This is a genomic window from Roseateles sp. 22389 (assembly GCF_052044995.1).
Taxonomy (GTDB): Bacteria; Pseudomonadota; Gammaproteobacteria; order Burkholderiales; family Burkholderiaceae_C; genus Roseateles.
The window spans coordinates 252799-268985 of the sequence record NZ_JBQEOF010000006.1 but is presented as its reverse complement, the minus strand read 5'-3'; the positions used below and the strand labels follow the sequence as shown (position 1 = coordinate 268985).

The window sequence follows — 16187 nt, the reverse complement described above, 5'->3', positions numbered from 1 at the left end:
CCAGGGACTCAGCCGCGCAGCGCCAGCAAGGCGTTGCGCACGCCCTCGCCATAGGCCGGGTCGGCCAGGGTGCAGTGGTCGATGTGGCGCTGCTGCACGTCCGGGCTGGCGCCGTTGATGGCACGGGCGGTGTTGTCGAACAGCGCCTGCCGCTGCGCCGGGTCCATCAGGCGGAACAGCAGGCCCGGCTGGGTGAAGTAGTCGTCGTCCAGCCGGTGGTCCCAGTGCGCGGCGGCGCCGTCGATGGCCAGCGGCGGCTCCTGCAGCTGCGGATGGTCGGCCCAGTCGCCGCGGCTGTTGGGCACGATGGCCGGCGCCGCACCGGCGTTGCCGTCCACCCGCATCGCGCCGTCGCGGTGGTACAGGTGGTAGGGGCACTTCGGCGCGTTGACCGGGATCTGATGGTGATTCACCCCCAGCCGGTAGCGGTGCGCGTCGCCGTAGCTGAACAGCCGCGCCTGCAGCATCTTGTCGGGCGAGAAGCCGATGCCCGGCACCACGTTGGCCGGCGAGAAGGCGGCCAGCTCCACCTCGGCGAAGTAGTTCTCGGGGTTGCGGTTGAGCTCGAGCTCGCCCACCTCGATCAGTGGCGCGTCCGCATGCAGCCAGACCTTGGTCAGGTCGAACGGGTTGTAGGGCAGCGCGCGCGCTGCGGCCTCGCTCAGCACCTGCACGTAGAGCGTCCAGCGCGGGAACTCGCCGCGCTCGATGGCCTCGAAGAGATCGCGCTGCGCGCTCTCGCGGTCGCCGGCGATGAGCTGACCGGCCGCCTCGTCGGTCAGGTTGCGGATGCCCTGCCGCGACTTGAAGGTGAACTTGACCCAGTGGCGCTCGTTGTCGGCGTTGATGAAGCTGAAGGTGTGGCTGCCGAAGCCGTGCATGTGGCGGTAGCCGTCGGGCAGGCCGCGGTCGCTCATCACGATGGTGACCTGGTGCAGCGCCTCGGGCAGCAGCGTCCAGAAGTCCCAGTTGTTCTGCGCGCTGCGCAGGTTGCTGCGGGGATCGCGCTTGACGGCGTGGTTGAGGTCGGGGAAGCGCAGCGGGTCGCGCATGAAGAACACCGGCGTGTTGTTGCCCACCAGGTCCCAGTTGCCTTCCTCGGTATAGAACTTGACGGCGAAACCGCGGATGTCGCGCTCGGCGTCAGCGGCGCCGCGCTCGCCGGCGACGGTGGAGAAGCGCAGGAAGACGTCGGTCGTCTTGCCGATGCGCGAGAACAGCTTGGCGCGCGTGTAGCGGCTGATGTCGTGGGTGACGGTGAAGCGGCCATAGGCGCCGGAGCCCTTGGCGTGCATGCGGCGCTCGGGGATGACCTCGCGGTCGAAGTGGGCGAGCTTCTCCAGCAGCCAGACGTCCTGCAGCAGCGCGGGGCCGCGCGGGCCGGCGGTCTGGATGTTGAGGTTGTCGACCACGGGCGCGCCGTGGGCATGGCTGATCGGTCGGTTCATGAGCGGGGACTCCCTGGCGTGACGGTCCGCGGGCGCGGACGAAGTCGCCACGATGCGGGTGCCGCCTCCCCCTGTCATCCCCCAGGTGGCCGAGTCCGGATCCCTCCGCTGGGCCTACCCGCGCGCCGCGCTCACTCGGCCATCCAGGCGCTGTTGGCCAGCGTGCCGAGCTCGTCGACGAGGCGGTCGAAGTCGCTGGCCTTGTCGTAGAAGCCGTCGGCGCCGCAGGACAGCACCCGCGGCTCGTAGGCGGCGCGGTCCTGCGCGCTCAGCACCAGGATGCGGCCGCGGAAGCGCGCCGCGCGCAGGCGCTCGATCACACCCAGGCCGGAGCCGCCGTCGATGCCCAGGTCCACCAGCACCACATCGGGGGCGCACAGCGCGATGGTGCTCAGCGCGGCGTTCTCGCTACAGGCCTGGCCCACCACGGTGATGGACGCCTCCGCCTGCAGGCGCGTCACCATCAGCCGGCGCAGCAGCGCGTTGTCTTCGATCAGTGCGACTTTCATGGTGATCTCCCTGTTTGAACGAATCATGGGAGATCGATCACGGCCTGGCGAGGCCGGCGCGACGCCAGTGCGGGTGAGCCCGCGCGCCGATCGGCCGTCGGGCGAAGGACTACAGGCGTGGGCGGCCCGCCGCGGGGGCCTCAGGGATCGCCGGCCGCGGCATCCTCAAGATGAATGAGGAAGCCATCCGGCGCGTCGAGCCCTGCGCCCCCGGGGGAAACCTTCACCGCATCCGGACCTGCCCCGTCTCGCCCAGGTCCTTCGGCGGCCGGCCGGTCACCGCCGACTTCGCCATCGCGTACAGCTGCATCAGCTTCGAGGCCTTCACGTCCCAGTAGCTGGCATGGTTGATGCGCACCCGCAGCAGCGCGAGGTCGGGGTCGTCCACGCCCTTGGGGAACCAGGCCTCGGCGGCCGGATTCCAGAGGGCCTGCTTGCGCGCCCTGTCCTCGTCGAGTTCCGCGGTGCCGGACACCGAGACATAGGTGTCGTCGTCGGCATCGGCGAAGGCCACGTTCACCTGCGCGGCGCCGACGATGTCCTCGTAGGCTTCGCCGCCCCGGGACATGAAGAACCACAGCGAATCGCCCTCGTCGACGCCGCGGTTCTGCAGCGTCATCGGACGCGCATGCAGGTGACCGTTGGGGTGCTGCGTCGTCAGCATGCCGAAGCGCATGTCCTTGATGAGGTGCCAGAGTTTTTCGCGTCGTTCGGTGTCGCTCAGCGCTTGATCGCTCATGTCGTGCTCCTTGGCCATGTGCCTCCTCACAGCAAGCCTCGCTCCCGGGCCCGCGCTCGAGCGGTGCGCTCGCCTGTCGCGTCGTCGGGAGCGCGGGTGGCGGAGCGATCGACGCCATCGTCGGCCTGCCGGTTCTTCCGCACGCCGCGCAGGTTGAGCAGGAACAGCCCGACCTGCAGCACGATGAGCGCGTAGGCCTGGGTGTGCAGGCCCCAGGCGCTCCACAGCAGGTTGCTGGCGACGAAGACGCCGAAGCCCCAGCGGCGGCGCGCGGCGCTTCGCGCGGCCACCAGCCAGGCGGCCAGCAGGGTCACGGCCATCGCGGGCCATTGCAGGGCATCGAGGAAGGCGTCCATCGGTCGGGAGCGTTGTCGGCGACGCGGGCGTCGATCCCCGACCAGGGCAAGCCGCTTGCCGGCAGGCGTCCATGTCGCAATCAACGCCCTTGCACATCGGCACCGCGGGCTGGAGCGTGCCCCGCGCCGTCGCCGCCGCCTTCCCGCCGGAGGGCAGCCAGCTCAGCCGCTACGCCGCCGTGCTGAACGCGACCGAGATCAACACCACCTTCAGCCGCACGCACCGGGCGGACACCTTCGCGCGCTGGGCCGAGCAGACGCCGGCGCGCTTCCGCTTCTCGGTCAAGCTGCCGCGGGCGATGACGCACGACGCGCGACTGAAGGTGCCGCGGGCCGAGGTGCGCGCCTTCGTCGACTCGCTGGCCGGGCTGGGCGAACGGCTGGCCGTGCTGCTGGTGCAACTGCCGCCGTCCCTGCCGCTGGAGACACGCACCGCGCGCGCCTTCTTCCGCTCGCTGCACGCGAGCTTCGACGGCGCGATCGTCTGCGAGCCGCGGCACGCCTCGTGGTTCAGCGCGGCGGCGGATCGCCTGCTGGTGGACGAACGCATCGGCCGCGTGGCCGCCGATCCCGCCCGCCCCGCCGGCGCGGACGAACCGGGCGGCTGGCTGGGCGAGCACGGCGACGGGCGTGGCGCCGTCGTCTACTACCGCTGGCATGGCTCGCCGCGCATGTACTGGTCGCGCTACGACGACGCCTTCCTCCAGGCGCGGGCCCAGGCGCTCGCGCGCTGGCCGGCCGGCACCTCGATCTGGTGCGTCTTCGACAACACCGCGTCGGGCGCGGCGGCCGACGATGCGCTGCGATTCAGCGCGCTGCTGCGATGACGTCCGCGGCCGGTCAGGCGTCGGTGTCGAAGCCCTCGGGGTCCAGCGCGAAGCGCCAGGCCGTCGACCGCTGCAGCGCGTCCTTGAGCGCGCGCGAGCGCGGCGGCAACAAGGCCGCCAGTTCCGCGCTGAAGAACTCGCAGCCGAGCGCATGGGCCACGTCGCAGACGACGTCGATGAAGTGGTCGGTCTCGGTGGCGCAGGCGTCCAGCCGCGCATGCAGCTCGTAGTGGCCGTCGGGATCGGACACCATGTCGATGCAGTTGTGTGCCTCGTCGCCGAAGTAGCGCCAGCCCTCCAGCATCGGCGTGCTCGGGCCGACGCGCGACGCGAGGTAATGCATGACGTCGCTGCGCGAGGAGGGATGCCAGGAGGCCTTGGCGCTGCCATGCGCGAAGGCCAGATCGAACTGCCAGACGGCCATGACGGGGACCTGGAGCCGGGGTGAAGCGATGCTACGCCCGCGACTCCCGGCGCGCCACGCGATGTGGCTATCGATGGGATAGCGCCCGTCCACTGGAAACGCGAGCCGTCAGGCATGCTGCAGTGCACCAGCGAAGCCTCGGCTGCTCGCGCCAACGTCGCCTCGCTATGATCCGCCGCGTTGAGCCACGGGAGGTGGTGATTGAGCGCTTCGAAGGGACAGCTGGAACAGCCACGCGGACCCGCCACGCTGGCACGCGCCCATGCCCTCGCCGACCGCGGCGACTGGATCGCCGCCGAGGCCGAGTACCGCGCGCTGGCGCAGGCGGCCGGCGCTGGCGCCGCGCTGCTCTACAACTGGGGCATCGCGCTACGCGAGACCGGCCGGATCGAGGACGCGATCGCGGCGTTCGAGCAGGCCGCCTCGCGGGACCCCGCCTACGCCCGCGCCTTCCATGGCCTGAGCCTGAGCTACCGGGACCTGGGCGCCCGCGACGCGGCGCTGATGGCGATCGAGCTGGCCATCGATGCCGATCCCGCTTGCGACGACTTCCGCTTCGAGCGCGCGGAGCAGCTGATCGACGCGGACCGCTGGCGCGACGCGCTGCCGGCGCTCGCGGTCATCGGTCCCGAGGCGCCGGGCCATGCGGTCGCGCGCAACCTGATGGGCATGGCGCTGCGCCAGGGCGGCCGGGAGGCCGAGGCGCTCGACGCCTTCAGCACCGCGATCCGCCACGATCCGGCTTTCGCCGCGCCGCTGCAGAACCGGGCCAATCTCCATCTGCGCGCGCGCCGGTTCACGCTGGCGGTGGACGATTTCGACGCGGCTTTGCGGCTCACGCCGCACGCCCCTTGGCTCGCCGGACTGAGGCTCTACGCGGCGATGCATGTCTACGACTGGCGCGACTTCGACGCGCGGCGCGATGCGCTGCTCAACCAGGTGGCTCGGGGCGAGGCGGTCGCGCAGCCGCTGGTGGTCCAGAACCTGACGGACGACCCGGCGCTGCAGCAGGCGGCGGCAAGGACCTGGGCGCGGCACGCGTCGCCCCGTGCCGCGACGCCGCCGATGCGGCCGGGCTTCCCGGCCGGACGCAAGATCCGCATCGCCTACGTCTCCCGCGACTTCCATGCCCATCCGGTGGCCTTCCTGCTGGCGGAAACGCTGGAGCTGCATGACCGCGAGGTCTTCGACGTCGCGCTGATCAACCATGGCGAGGCGAGGGACGACCCGATGCAGCAGCGGCTGCGCGCGGCCGCCGATGCCTTCCTCGACGTCGGCGGCTGGAGCGATGAACGGGTGGCGGCGCTGTGCCGCGAGCTGTCCATCGACATCGCGGTCGACCTCACCGGCCACACCGAGGGCGGCCGCGTCGCGCTGTTCGCCGGCCGCGTCGCACCGGTGCAGATGCTCTACCTGGGCTATCTCGGCACTTCAGGCTCGGGCGCCTACGACTACCTCGTCGCGGACCCGCGCCTCATCGACGCCGACACCCGCGCCTGCTTCCACGAACGCCTGCTGGTGCTGCCGTGCTACCAGGCCAACGATCGCCAGCGACCGCGGCCCGCCGCGGCCGACCGGCGCGCGCTCGGCCTGCCGCCGGACGCGGTCGTGCTGTGCTGCTTCAACAACCCGGCCAAGCTGACCCCGGCCATGTTCCGCACCTGGGGCCGGATCCTGTCGCGCGTGCCGCACGCCGTGCTGTGGCTGCTGGCCGAGGAAGACGAGGCCATCCACCGCCTGCGCCGCGAAGCCGCCGCGATCGGCCTCGCGCCGGAGCGGCTGGTCTTCGCGCGGCGCTGCGCGCGCGAGGACTACCTCGCCCGGCTCGCCGCGGCCGACCTGTTCCTGGACACCCTGCCCTACAACGCAGGCACGACGGCCAGCGATGCGCTCTGGATGGGGCTGCCGGTGCTCACGCAGCGGGGGCGCGCCTTCGCCGGCCGCATGGCGGCCAGCCTGCTGCATGCGGTCGGCCTGCCGGAGCTGATCGTCGAGACCACCGAGGACTACGTCGAGCGGGCCGTCGCGCTCGCGGCCGCGCCAGAGCCACTCGCGGCGCTGCGCGACCGGCTGCGCGCGCAACGCGACACCGCGCCGCTGTTCGACACGCCGGCCTTCACGCGCAGCCTGGAGCTGGGCTACCTCGCCGCGCTGTCGGGCTCGGTCGACGGCGACATCGTGATCGACTAGCGATGGATACGCAGGTGCGTTCATGGTGCCGGGCGCTGCGCGCGCTGGCCGTGCTGAACCTGGGCCTGTGGCTCGCCGTCGCGCTCGCCGGCCCCGTCGCCGGCGTTCATGGGCGAGTGCAGCTGGGGCTGTCCGGCGTCTACGTGCTGGTGTGTGCCTATCGCTCCTTGCTGCCGCGGGTGGATCTGGAGCGGCTCGTGGTGGTGGACAGCCACCTGTCCAGCATCTTCCTGGGCCGCACCGCGGCCACGGTGGCCGAGATCTGCTTCGCGTTGCAGCTGGGCCTGTTCGTCCATCAACTGGCCGCCCATGCCGGCCTGCCCGCCGTGCAGGCGGCCGCCTGGGCCGTTCCGATGTTCATGGTGGTGGCGCAGGCCTTCTGCTGGCACAGCGTGCTCACGCTCAACCACATCACGCAGGCCGTGGAATCGGCGCTGTGGGCCGGCGGCTTCACCTGGATGGCCGTGCTGCTGGGCGTGATCGCCCTCGGCAGCGGGGGCTGGGTGCAGGCGCTGTCGGTCGCGGGCATCGTGGGCGCAATGTCCTTCGTCGCTTATGTCGTGACCGTCGACATGCCGATGTACTGGCGCCGCTACCGGCACGGGCGCGCCAGCGGGCAGGTCTACCTGCGCCTGGACGCGGGCGCCCGCGATGCCTGGCATCGGCGCGTGCCCAGCGGCTCCTGGGAGGCCTGGAAGGCCGATGCGCTGTGGCTGACGCCGTATTTCAGCGTCGGCGTGTGGGTCAGCATCGCGATGGCGTGCGTGCCGGCGGCCTGACACGCGTTCCAAGGACGCGAATCCTCCACAGGGGGATTCGGTCGCTCGAACGGGCGGGGTCACTGCGGCGAGAACGTCAGGTTCGCCAGGACATAGCTGATCGGCATGAATACGCCGCCGCCGACGTACTGCAGTTGCAGCGTGTCGCCCTGCCCCCCGGACAGCGAGCCGCTCACCCCCGAGGTGGTGGATGTCCGCCGCGTGCCGGCGTACAGCGCCGCGCCGGACTTGCCGGCCAGCAGGGTCAGGCCGTTCGCGCTGCTGGCCACCGTCGTCCAGGCGCTCGCATCGGCCGTGGACCGCCAGGTCTGGCCACCGTCCGACGACTCGTAGAGCGCGCCGCCATTCGTGGCGGCCACCACATGACGCCCATCCGCCGAAGTCGCAATGCCGCGCCAGTCCCGGCTCACCGTCACGGCTTCCCACGAGGTGCCGAAATCATCGGAGCGCCAGATCGCGCCCGTGTCGACCGTGGCGTACAGGCGCCGTCCATCGGCCGATGCCGCCGACCCCCACCAGAACTGGGCGGAGGCCCGCGCGGTCCAGTTGACGCCGTAGTCCGTCGACACGTACAGCTGCGAGCCGTTGGTGCCCGCGACCTGCACGCGGCCGTCCGCCGAGGCGCTCACGGTGCGCCAGGCGCGATTGCTGTCGCGCGCCGTCCAGCTGCCGCCGCTGTCGGCCGAGGTCCAGATCTGTCCGAGGTAGGCCGTGGCCACCAGGCGCGTGCCGTCGGCCGAACTGGCGACGGCGGTCCACGCCCTGCTGCTGCCGTCGTTGGACCAGTTGTTCCCTCCGTCCGTCGACAGGTAGAGCGCTCCGCCATCGACCGCCGCCAGGATCGTCTGTCCGTCGGAGGACATCGCGACGCTGGACCACGTCTGGCCGGTGAGACGCACGGTCCAGTGCGCGCCGGCGTCCTCGGACGTGTAGAGCTCGCCGGATGCCGCCGCGGCGACCTGGCGTGCGCCGTCAGCCGACATCGCCACGGCGACCCAGGTGCCCGTCGGTGCCTGGGCCGTCCAGGTCACGGTGTTGCCGCCGGGCAATCCGGTCGTCGTGATCCGCTGGCCGGCGTTCTGCGCGATCGTCCAACCGCCGGCGCCCACTCCGGTGACCTTGATCCAGTCGCCCACGGCCGGTGAAGCGGGCAGCGTGAGGACCACGGGCCCGCTCGAATTGGCGAGATAACCGGTGTTCGAGTCGGCCTGCGCGGTGGAGGACGTCACATTCACCCAGCGCGTGTCCGCCGGCGCGGCACTGCAGGCATAGGCCGTGGACGTCACCTCGCCGGCATCCAGCACGCCGTTGCGGTTGGCGTCCTGGCCGGATTGCACGCGCTGGCCGCCATAGGCGCAATTCGCGCCGGCCGACTCCGCGGTGACCGCGACGAGGGCGTCGAGGCCCGAGGCGCCGGTCGGTCCCGTGGGGCCGGCGGAGCCTGGCGTGCCGTTTGAGCCATTCGTGCCGTTTGAGCCGTTGGAGCCGTTCGCGCCATTGCAGACATAGGCCACGCTGCTGACCTCACCCGAGTCCAGCGCGCCGTTGCCGTCGGCATCCAGTCCCGCCATCACCGCCGAGCCGCCTTGCGCGCAGTTGGCGCCGACGGCTTCGGCTCGGACTCGAACCAGCATCGACCGGCCCTCGGCACCCGCGCCGCCGTTCAGACCGTTGCAGACGTACTGCGTGCTGGACACCTCGCCGTCGGCGAGCTGGCCGTTGCCGTCGGCATCCGCGCCGGACTCCACGCGCGTGCCGCCCGCGGCGCAGTGGCTTCCCGCCGCCTCCGCAGCGACGCGCACCAGGGTCACCGCAGTCCGGGGCGCGACCTCAGGCGCGGGGTCGTCGTCCGACGAGCCGCCGCCGCAGGCCGTCAGCGCCGCGGTGGCGACGGCGATGGCCACGAGGTGCCAGGGCCCGGAGGAACGCAGCGACGAAGCGCCGCGGTGGCGATGGTCAAGGACGGATGCAAGCATGGTGGACGCGCTGTGGCCTCGCTCCGCCGCACCGTGCGGCAGCTCCCTCGAGGCGCGACGCGCGGAAGTATCGTCAACCGCCGCGCGGTCCGGTACACGCCTGCGCGAGCAGGTCGCGAAAAATCCAGGAACTGTCCGTCGGCCGCGACGGATGGGGCCAAGCCGTGCGGCGCCATGAAGGGGTTCAGGCCCGCGGCGAGAAACAATCCGGCAGAGCCTGAGGTCGATCAGTCGCCTCGCTTCGCCAACCCTTTCAGCACCACTTCCAGAGCGTCCAGTTGTTCCGGACTCAGCACCTCGAGCAGGGCCAAGAGTCCGGAGCGACGCTCATCCAAGGCGGTGCTCCGCTTTGCGACGCGCTCGCCGGTCAGCAGGTAAGACACATCGATCCCGTATGGAATCAACGCCAACAGGTAGTCCGCGCCCGGGCTGCGCTCGCCCTTCTCATAGTTGATTTGGGCCGACTTGGCCACGCCTCCCAGCGCGCCAAAGTCCGTCTGATTCATTCCCGTCTTCTGGCGCTCTTTGCGCAGCCGGTCTGCAAAGGTGGGCAAACGAACTCCAAGACCGCCGATTGACCGACGTGTGACGGCCATATCGGTGCGAATTTCGGCGCGAATCGAACGCCTATGAACGCCAATTTCCGACGTTCAGACGAGCCCAGCGCCTTTGTCGTTCATTGGCGCTGGGTGTCGAAGATGGTGGAGCCGGCGGGAATTGAACCCGCGTCCGCAAGCCTTCATCGGGCAGTTCTACATGCTTAGCTCTCTGATTTGGTTCTCGCCAACCCCGTCGCGCAGGAGCACGCTGCGGAATCAGCCAGCACCCTAAATCTCGCCGTCACCCAAGGTGCACGAATGACAGCCAGCCAATGTGAATAACCTCTCTGTGTCAGGACTTGCGTCCCTTCACCCGGCCCATCGGCCAACCGGTGAGAGGTCCGCGGGGTTTAAGCCGCGAGAGCGTACGTGTTATCGTTCGCAGTTGGTTTTTTCCAGATGGATTTACGAGGTGCCTGGCCCTCGGCATGCCCTACTCCGAATCCGTACCCACGTCGAAACCAGGTCGGCCCCAGAGAGAGAAGTCGCAGATTATGCCAGTCGCGCGGACTTCAAGCCCCGGGCGGCAGTAATCTTTCTGAAGTTCGATTCGCGGCGACCCTGAACGCTTGAGCCACAGGCTCAGCGCGCGGCTCTCAGCCACTCGACGAGCTGCGATGGGGTGTCGAGAACCACGTCCGCGCCCCAGGCCTCGATCGGTTCGCCATCCCCCAGGTAGCCCCAGCGCACGGCAATCGTCGGCATGCCCGCCGCTCGTCCCGCCAGCACATCGCGCGCGTCATCTCCGACATACACGCACTCGCGCGGCGCGACGCCGGCCCGACGGGCCGCCTCCAGGAGCGGCTCCGGGTGCGGCTTGCTGTGCGGCGTCGTGTCGCCTCCAACCACCGCCGCCGCGCGTTCGGACCAACCGAGCCCCCGCGCCAGCGGCAGCGCAAAGCGCTCCGACTTGTTGGTCACGATGCCCCAGCTCAAGCCGTCGTCGGACAGCGCCTGCAGCATCGCAGCGACACCGTCGAACGGGCGTGTCGCGCGAAGCAGGCGTCGCTCGTAGCGGTCGAAGAACTCGTCGCGGAGCGCGGGGAACGTCATCTCCTTTGGCGACACGCCAAAGGCCACGCCCATCATTCCGCGCGCGCCCGCGCCCACCATCGGACGCAGGCGCTCGAACGGCACCTCGGGCAGGCCGCGCGCGACGAGCATTTCGTTGGTCGCGCCGGCCAGATCCGGGGCGCTGTCCACCAGCGTGCCGTCCAGGTCGAACAACACCGTCCTGATCGCGGCGCGCGTGCCCACGCCGACAGGCGAATTCAGCATCGCCGCGCTCATGCGGGACGGCGGCAAGCCAGCAGGTAGTTGACGTCGGTATCCGCGTTCAAGGCATAGCGCTGGGTGAGCGGGTTGAAGGTCAGGCCCTTCGCGCCTTGCACTTCCAAGCCGGCGTCTCGGCACATCTGCGCCAGCTCCGACGGGCGGATGAAGCGCGCGTATTCGTGGGTTCCGGCGGGCAGCATGCGCAGGACGTACTCCGCGCCGACGATCGCGAAGAGGAAGGACTTGGCGTTGCGATTCAGCGTCGACAGGAACACCCACCCGCCGGGCTTCACGAGTTGCCCCAGCGCGGTGACCACCGACGCAGGGTCCGGCACATGCTCAAGCATCTCCATGCAGGTCACCACATCGAAGGAGGCGGGGCGCTCCCGCGCCAGATCTTCAACGGCGATCTCTTGGTAGGCGACGTTCTCGGTACCCGCCTCCATCGCATGCAATTCGGCCACGCGCAGCGATTTCGTCGCCAGGTCGATGCCCAGCACGTTCGCTCCCTTGCGCGCCATCGCATCGGCCAGGATGCCGCCGCCGCAACCGACGTCCAGCGCCGTCTTGCCTTGCAAGCCGCAGAGGCCGTCGATCCAGTTCAATCGCAAGGGATTGATCTGGTGAAGCGGCTTGAATTCACTTTCGGTATCCCACCAGCGGTGGGCCAGCTCGCTGAACTTCTCGAGCTCTTTTGCATCGACATTCGCCATGGGGCGCAATGGTAGCCGAGCCCACCGGCGGGAGGCTCGATTCCGCGCGCGCCGCGCCGATGACACATCAATGAAAAAACCCCGCGAGCCTGATGGCTGGCGGGGTTTGCGGGATGGCGACCGAAGTCGCCACCGTACCGTTTACTTGACGGCGCGGGTACCGACCACTTCGATTTCGACGCGGCGGTTCTTGGCGCGGCCTTCCGCGGTCTTGTTGTCGGCGATGGGCTGCTTCTTGCCCTTGCCTTCGGTGTAGACGCGGTTCTTTTCCAGACCCTTCGACACCAGATAGGCCTTCACGGCTTCAGCGCGGCGAACCGACAGCTTCTGGTTGTAGGCATCCGTGCCGACGCTGTCGGTGTGGCCGACGGCGATGATCACTTCCAGGTTGATGCCGCCGGTCTTCGAGACCAGGTCATCCAGCTTGGCCTTGGCTTCCGGCTTCAGGACCGACTTGTCGAAGTCGAAGAAGGCGTCAGCGGCGTAGGTGACCTTTTCGCTGGTCGGAGCCACCACCGGCTTGGGCGCCGGGGCCGGGGTCACCGCCGGGGCGGGGGCCGGAGCAGCCGGAGCAGCCACAGGAGCAGCCACCGGCTTCAGGGCGCCGTCGCAGTCCTTGGCGGCCGTGGCCGGGGTCCAGAATGCATCGCGCCAGCACAGCTCGTTGGTGCCGTTCTTCCAAACGGTGCCATCCGTTGCGCGCCAGTTGTCCACGGTTTGGGCCATGACGCCCGAGGTGGCCACAGCGGCGACAGCAAAGAGCGCTGCCACGCGGTTCAGTTTCTTCATGATTCTCCTCTCAAGGAAAGCCGCAGTTGCCCTGCGAAACGTCCAATGTCGGAACTAAAACCTCAGGAGTTCCCTGACCAAGGGTTTCTCCTAGGGACGAACCGATTGTGCCATAGGGCAACAGGACGCCTCCATTCTCGCGGCACGCGCTGCAACTGTTCATGAACGTGTTGCGCAAGCACGACAAGCGCGCGCAATTAGAATCACCGACTTCCGATCTCTCCAGAGGCTGCGCACGCGTGCGCGCGGCCCCCAGCGCATGACCCAGTTCGCCAAGGAAACCCTGCCGATCAGCCTCGAAGAGGAGATGCGCCGCTCCTACTTGGATTACGCGATGAGCGTGATCGTCGGCCGTGCGCTGCCCGACGCCCGCGACGGCCTCAAGCCGGTGCACCGGCGCGTGCTCTTCGCGATGCACGAACTGAACAACGACTGGAACCGGCCCTACAAGAAGTCGGCCCGTATCGTCGGCGACGTCATCGGTAAATACCACCCGCACGGCGACAGCGCCGTGTACGACACCATCGTCCGGATGGCGCAGGACTTCTCGCTGCGCCACATGCTGGTGGACGGACAGGGGAATTTCGGCTCGGTCGACGGCGACAACGCCGCGGCCATGCGATACACCGAAATCCGCTTGTCGAAAATCGCCCACGAAATGCTGGCCGATATCGACAAGGAAACCGTCGACTATGGCCCGAACTACGACGGCAGCGAAAAGGAACCGCTGGTTTTGCCGGCGCGCCTTCCGAATCTGCTGATCAACGGCGCGGCCGGTATCGCGGTCGGCATGGCCACGAATATCCCGCCGCACAACCTCAACGAGGTCGTCGACGCCTGCCTGCACGCGCTGAAGAATCCTGACTGCTCGATCGACGAGCTGATGGAGATCATCCCCGCGCCGGACTTCCCCACCTCCGGGATCATCTACGGCCTGTCGGGCGTGCGCGAGGGCTACCGCACCGGCCGCGGCAAGGTCGTGATGCGCGCCAAGGTCCATTTCGAGGACATCGACCGCGGCCAGCGCCAGGCGATCATCGTCGACGAGATCCCCTATCAGGTGAACAAGAAGACCCTGCTCGAGCGCATCGCCGAGCTGGTCCAGGAAAAGAAGATCGAGGGCATCAGCCACATCCAGGACGAGTCCGACAAGTCCGGGATGCGCGTGGTGATCGAGCTCAAGCGCGGCGAGGTCCCGGAAGTCGTCCTGAACAACCTGTACAAGCAGACCCAGCTGCAGGACAGCTTCGGCATGAACATGGTGGCGCTGGTCGACGGCCAGCCCAAGCTGTGCAACCTGAAGGACCTGATCACGGTCTTCCTGGAGCACCGCCGCGAGGTCGTCACCCGCCGCACCGTGTTCGAACTGCGCAAGGCGCGCGAGCGCGGCCATGTGCTGGAAGGCCTGGCGGTGGCGCTGGCCAACATCGACGACTTCATCGAGATCATCAAGCGCAGCCCGACCCCGCCGGTGGCCAAGGCCGAGCTGATGGCGCGGGCCTGGGATTCCTCGCTGGTGCGGGAGATGCTGTCGCGCGCCGAGGGCGAGACCGCCGGCGGCCGCAACGCCTACCGTCCCGAAGGCCTGCCGGCGCAATACGGCATGCAGGAGGACGGGCTCTACAAGCTGTCCGACGACCAGGCCGGCGAGATCCTGCAGATGCGCCTGCAGCGCCTGACCGGGCTGGAGCAGGACAAGATCGTCGGCGAATACCGCGACGTGATGGCGCAGATCGCCGACCTGCTGGACATCCTTGCCACGCCCGCGCGCGTGACGACGATCATCGGCGACGAACTGGCGTCGGTGCGCCAGGAGTTCGGCCAGACCAAGCTGGGCGCGCGCCGCAGCGTGATCGAGCACAACGCCCAGGAACTCGGCACCGAGGACCTGATCACGCCGACCGATATGGTCGTGACGCTGTCCCACACCGGCTACATCAAGAGCCAGGCGCTGAGCGAGTACCGCGCCCAGCGCCGCGGCGGCCGCGGCAAGCAGGCCACGGCCACCAAGGACGACGACTGGATCGACCAGCTTTTCATCGCCAATACGCATGACTGGATGCTGTGCTTCAGCAACCGCGGTCGCGTGTACTGGCTGAAGGTCTGGGAAGTGCCGCAGGGCTCGCGCAACGCGCGCGGCAAGCCGATCGTCAACATGTTCCCGCTGCAGCCCGAAGAGAAGATCAACGTCGTGCTGCCGCTGACAGGCGAATTCCGCTCGTTCCCGGAAGACCACTTCATCTTCTTCGCCACCGCGCTGGGCACCGTCAAGAAGACCTCGCTGAAGGACTTCAGCAACCCGCGCAAGGCCGGCATCATCGCCGTCGACCTGGACGAGGGCGACTACCTGATCGGCGCCGCGCTGACCGACGGCCAGCATGACGTCATGCTGTTCTCCGACGGCGGCAAGGCCGTGCGCTTCGACGAGGACGACGTCCGCCCGATGGGCCGCCAGGCCCGCGGCGTGCGCGGCATGATGCTCGAACCCGACCAGCGCCTGATCGCGATGCTGGTGGCCGAGGACGAGACGCAGAGCGTGCTGACCGCCACCGAGAACGGCTACGGCAAGCGCACCAGCATCGTGGAATACACGCGCCACGGCCGCGGCACGAAGGGCATGATCGCCATCCAGCAGAGCGAGCGCAACGGCAAGGTCGTCGCGGCGACGCTGGTCCGCCCCGAGGATGAGATCATGCTGATCACCGACACTGGCGTGCTGGTACGCACGCGGGTGGCCGAGATCCGCGAACTGGGTCGCGCCACGCAGGGCGTGACGCTGATTTCGCTGGACGAGGGCGCCAAGCTCTCGGGCCTGCAGCGCATCGTCGAGAACGATGCGAACGAGACGACAGAATCGACCGACGACGCCGCGGGCGGCGCCGGTTCCGATGCCGGCGACGCCACGAGCGCCGCGGGCGACTCCACCCCCGACGTGAAGGAATGACCTTGTTGCTGAAGTCCATCCAAGCCGGCGCCATCGCCGCCTCGCTGCTGGCGAGCCCCGTCGTCTTCGCGCAGAAGGCTGACAGCCCGCAGTCCAAGAAGGACGTCATCGCGAAGATCCTGAAGATCCAGCAGCCCGCGATCGAGGCCCTGACCATGGGCGTGCTGAGCCGCCCGGTCAATGAACTGGCCGCCAAGGCCGCGCCGGCCCTGCGCAACGTGCCCGAAGCCAAGCGCGAAGCCACCGCCAAGCAGATCGATGCCGACCTGCGCAAGTTCCTGGAAGACAACGCCAAGCCGCTGGTCGACAAGGGCATGAAGCTGGCCCCGTCGACCATGGGCGTGGCGCTGGACGAGAAGTTCACCGAGGACGAGCTCAAGCAGCTGCTGGCCTGGCTGGAATCGCCGGTGAGCAAGAAGTTCGCCGAGTCCTCGCAGGAGCTGCAGAGCCTCTACACGAAGAAGCTGATCGACGACAACGGCAAGCAGCTGGACGAGAAGTTCACCGCGCTGCAGCAGAGCGTCGCCAAGCAGCTCGGCCTGGAAGCGGGTCCGGCGCCGGCGGCCTCGGCCCCGAAGCCGGCCGCCAAGCCCGCGCCGACGCCGAAGAAGTAAGTCCG

General features: G+C 69.0%; 15 protein-coding genes and 1 other RNA gene. 5 read left to right on the top strand and 11 right to left on the bottom strand.

From position 1 onward, the window contains the following. Positions 1–8: 8 nt before the first annotated feature. The 4 genes from ACTJKJ_RS11270 to ACTJKJ_RS11255 all read right to left on the bottom strand — a co-directional run bounded on the left by ACTJKJ_RS11270 (position 9) and on the right by ACTJKJ_RS11255 (position 3052). Positions 9–1448, bottom strand: a complete 1440-nt coding sequence (locus ACTJKJ_RS11270) for a catalase (RefSeq protein ID WP_440820480.1) — start codon at positions 1446–1448, stop codon at positions 9–11. Between the two features lie 131 nt (positions 1449–1579). After that, positions 1580–1957, bottom strand: coding sequence for a response regulator (locus ACTJKJ_RS11265; protein ID WP_175538467.1), 378 nt, complete (start codon positions 1955–1957; stop codon positions 1580–1582). Positions 1958–2180: 223 nt separating this feature from the next. Continuing rightward, the gene (locus tag ACTJKJ_RS11260; protein ID WP_297381828.1) at positions 2181–2696 is read right to left on the bottom strand and encodes a pyridoxamine 5'-phosphate oxidase family protein; all 516 of its coding nucleotides are present in this window, start codon (positions 2694–2696) and stop codon (positions 2181–2183) included. A gap of 26 nt (positions 2697–2722) precedes the next feature. Continuing rightward, positions 2723–3052 (bottom strand): hypothetical protein, encoded by a 330-nt coding sequence (locus tag ACTJKJ_RS11255; RefSeq protein ID WP_255488676.1) that lies wholly within the window; start codon positions 3050–3052, stop codon positions 2723–2725. A gap of 71 nt (positions 3053–3123) precedes the next feature. Here ACTJKJ_RS11255 and ACTJKJ_RS11250 point away from each other — a divergent pair, with 71 nt between their 5' ends. Then, on the top strand, positions 3124–3879 hold the full coding sequence (locus tag ACTJKJ_RS11250; RefSeq protein ID WP_440820479.1) for a DUF72 domain-containing protein: 756 nt from the start codon (positions 3124–3126) through the stop codon (positions 3877–3879). Between the two features lie 13 nt (positions 3880–3892). On the opposite strand, the gene ACTJKJ_RS11245 is transcribed toward ACTJKJ_RS11250, so the two are convergent. Then, positions 3893–4303 carry a hypothetical protein gene (locus tag ACTJKJ_RS11245; protein WP_091733240.1) on the bottom strand — a complete coding sequence of 137 codons (411 nt, stop codon included), beginning with the start codon at positions 4301–4303 and terminating at the stop codon, positions 3893–3895. Positions 4304–4504: 201 nt separating this feature from the next. On the opposite strand from ACTJKJ_RS11245, the gene ACTJKJ_RS11240 reads away from it, so the two are divergent. Together ACTJKJ_RS11240 and ACTJKJ_RS11235 are read left to right on the top strand one after the other, a co-directional pair. Next, the gene (locus ACTJKJ_RS11240; protein ID WP_440820478.1) at positions 4505–6493 is read left to right on the top strand and encodes an O-linked N-acetylglucosamine transferase, SPINDLY family protein; all 1989 of its coding nucleotides are present in this window, start codon (positions 4505–4507) and stop codon (positions 6491–6493) included. Between the two features lie 14 nt (positions 6494–6507). Further along, entirely contained in the window at positions 6508–7272 is a 765-nt protein-coding gene (locus tag ACTJKJ_RS11235) for a hypothetical protein (RefSeq protein WP_440820477.1), read from the top strand. 59 nt (positions 7273–7331) lie between these two features. On the opposite strand, the gene ACTJKJ_RS11230 is transcribed toward ACTJKJ_RS11235, so the two are convergent. The 6 genes from ACTJKJ_RS11230 to ompA all read right to left on the bottom strand — a co-directional run bounded on the left by ACTJKJ_RS11230 (position 7332) and on the right by ompA (position 12624). Continuing rightward, a complete protein-coding gene (locus ACTJKJ_RS11230; RefSeq protein ID WP_440820476.1) occupies positions 7332–9248 on the bottom strand; it encodes a DUF7151 family protein in 1917 nt (638 codons plus the stop codon). 227 nt (positions 9249–9475) lie between these two features. Then, on the bottom strand, positions 9476–9844 hold the full coding sequence (locus ACTJKJ_RS11225) for a helix-turn-helix domain-containing protein (protein WP_440820475.1): 369 nt from the start codon (positions 9842–9844) through the stop codon (positions 9476–9478). Positions 9845–9947: 103 nt separating this feature from the next. Then, positions 9948–10321, bottom strand: a transfer-messenger RNA (tmRNA) gene (ssrA, locus tag ACTJKJ_RS11220). Positions 10322–10429: 108 nt separating this feature from the next. Next, positions 10430–11125: a phosphoglycolate phosphatase gene (gene gph, locus ACTJKJ_RS11215; protein ID WP_440820474.1), complete on the bottom strand. Its 696-nt coding sequence runs from the start codon at positions 11123–11125 to the stop codon at positions 10430–10432. A gap of 8 nt (positions 11126–11133) precedes the next feature. Beyond that, entirely contained in the window at positions 11134–11835 is a 702-nt protein-coding gene (gene ubiG, locus ACTJKJ_RS11210) for a bifunctional 2-polyprenyl-6-hydroxyphenol methylase/3-demethylubiquinol 3-O-methyltransferase UbiG (RefSeq protein WP_147240644.1), read from the bottom strand. A 141-nt stretch (positions 11836–11976) separates the two neighbouring features. Continuing rightward, positions 11977–12624: an outer membrane protein OmpA gene (ompA, locus tag ACTJKJ_RS11205; RefSeq protein ID WP_091733232.1), complete on the bottom strand. Its 648-nt coding sequence runs from the start codon at positions 12622–12624 to the stop codon at positions 11977–11979. 259 nt (positions 12625–12883) lie between these two features. Here ompA and gyrA point away from each other — a divergent pair, with 259 nt between their 5' ends. Continuing rightward, entirely contained in the window at positions 12884–15568 is a 2685-nt protein-coding gene (gyrA, locus tag ACTJKJ_RS11200; RefSeq protein WP_091733230.1) for a DNA gyrase subunit A, read from the top strand. A gap of 5 nt (positions 15569–15573) precedes the next feature. Then, positions 15574–16182 (top strand): DUF2059 domain-containing protein, encoded by a 609-nt coding sequence (locus tag ACTJKJ_RS11195; RefSeq protein WP_297381850.1) that lies wholly within the window; start codon positions 15574–15576, stop codon positions 16180–16182. The last annotated feature ends 5 nt before the right edge of the window (positions 16183–16187 follow it).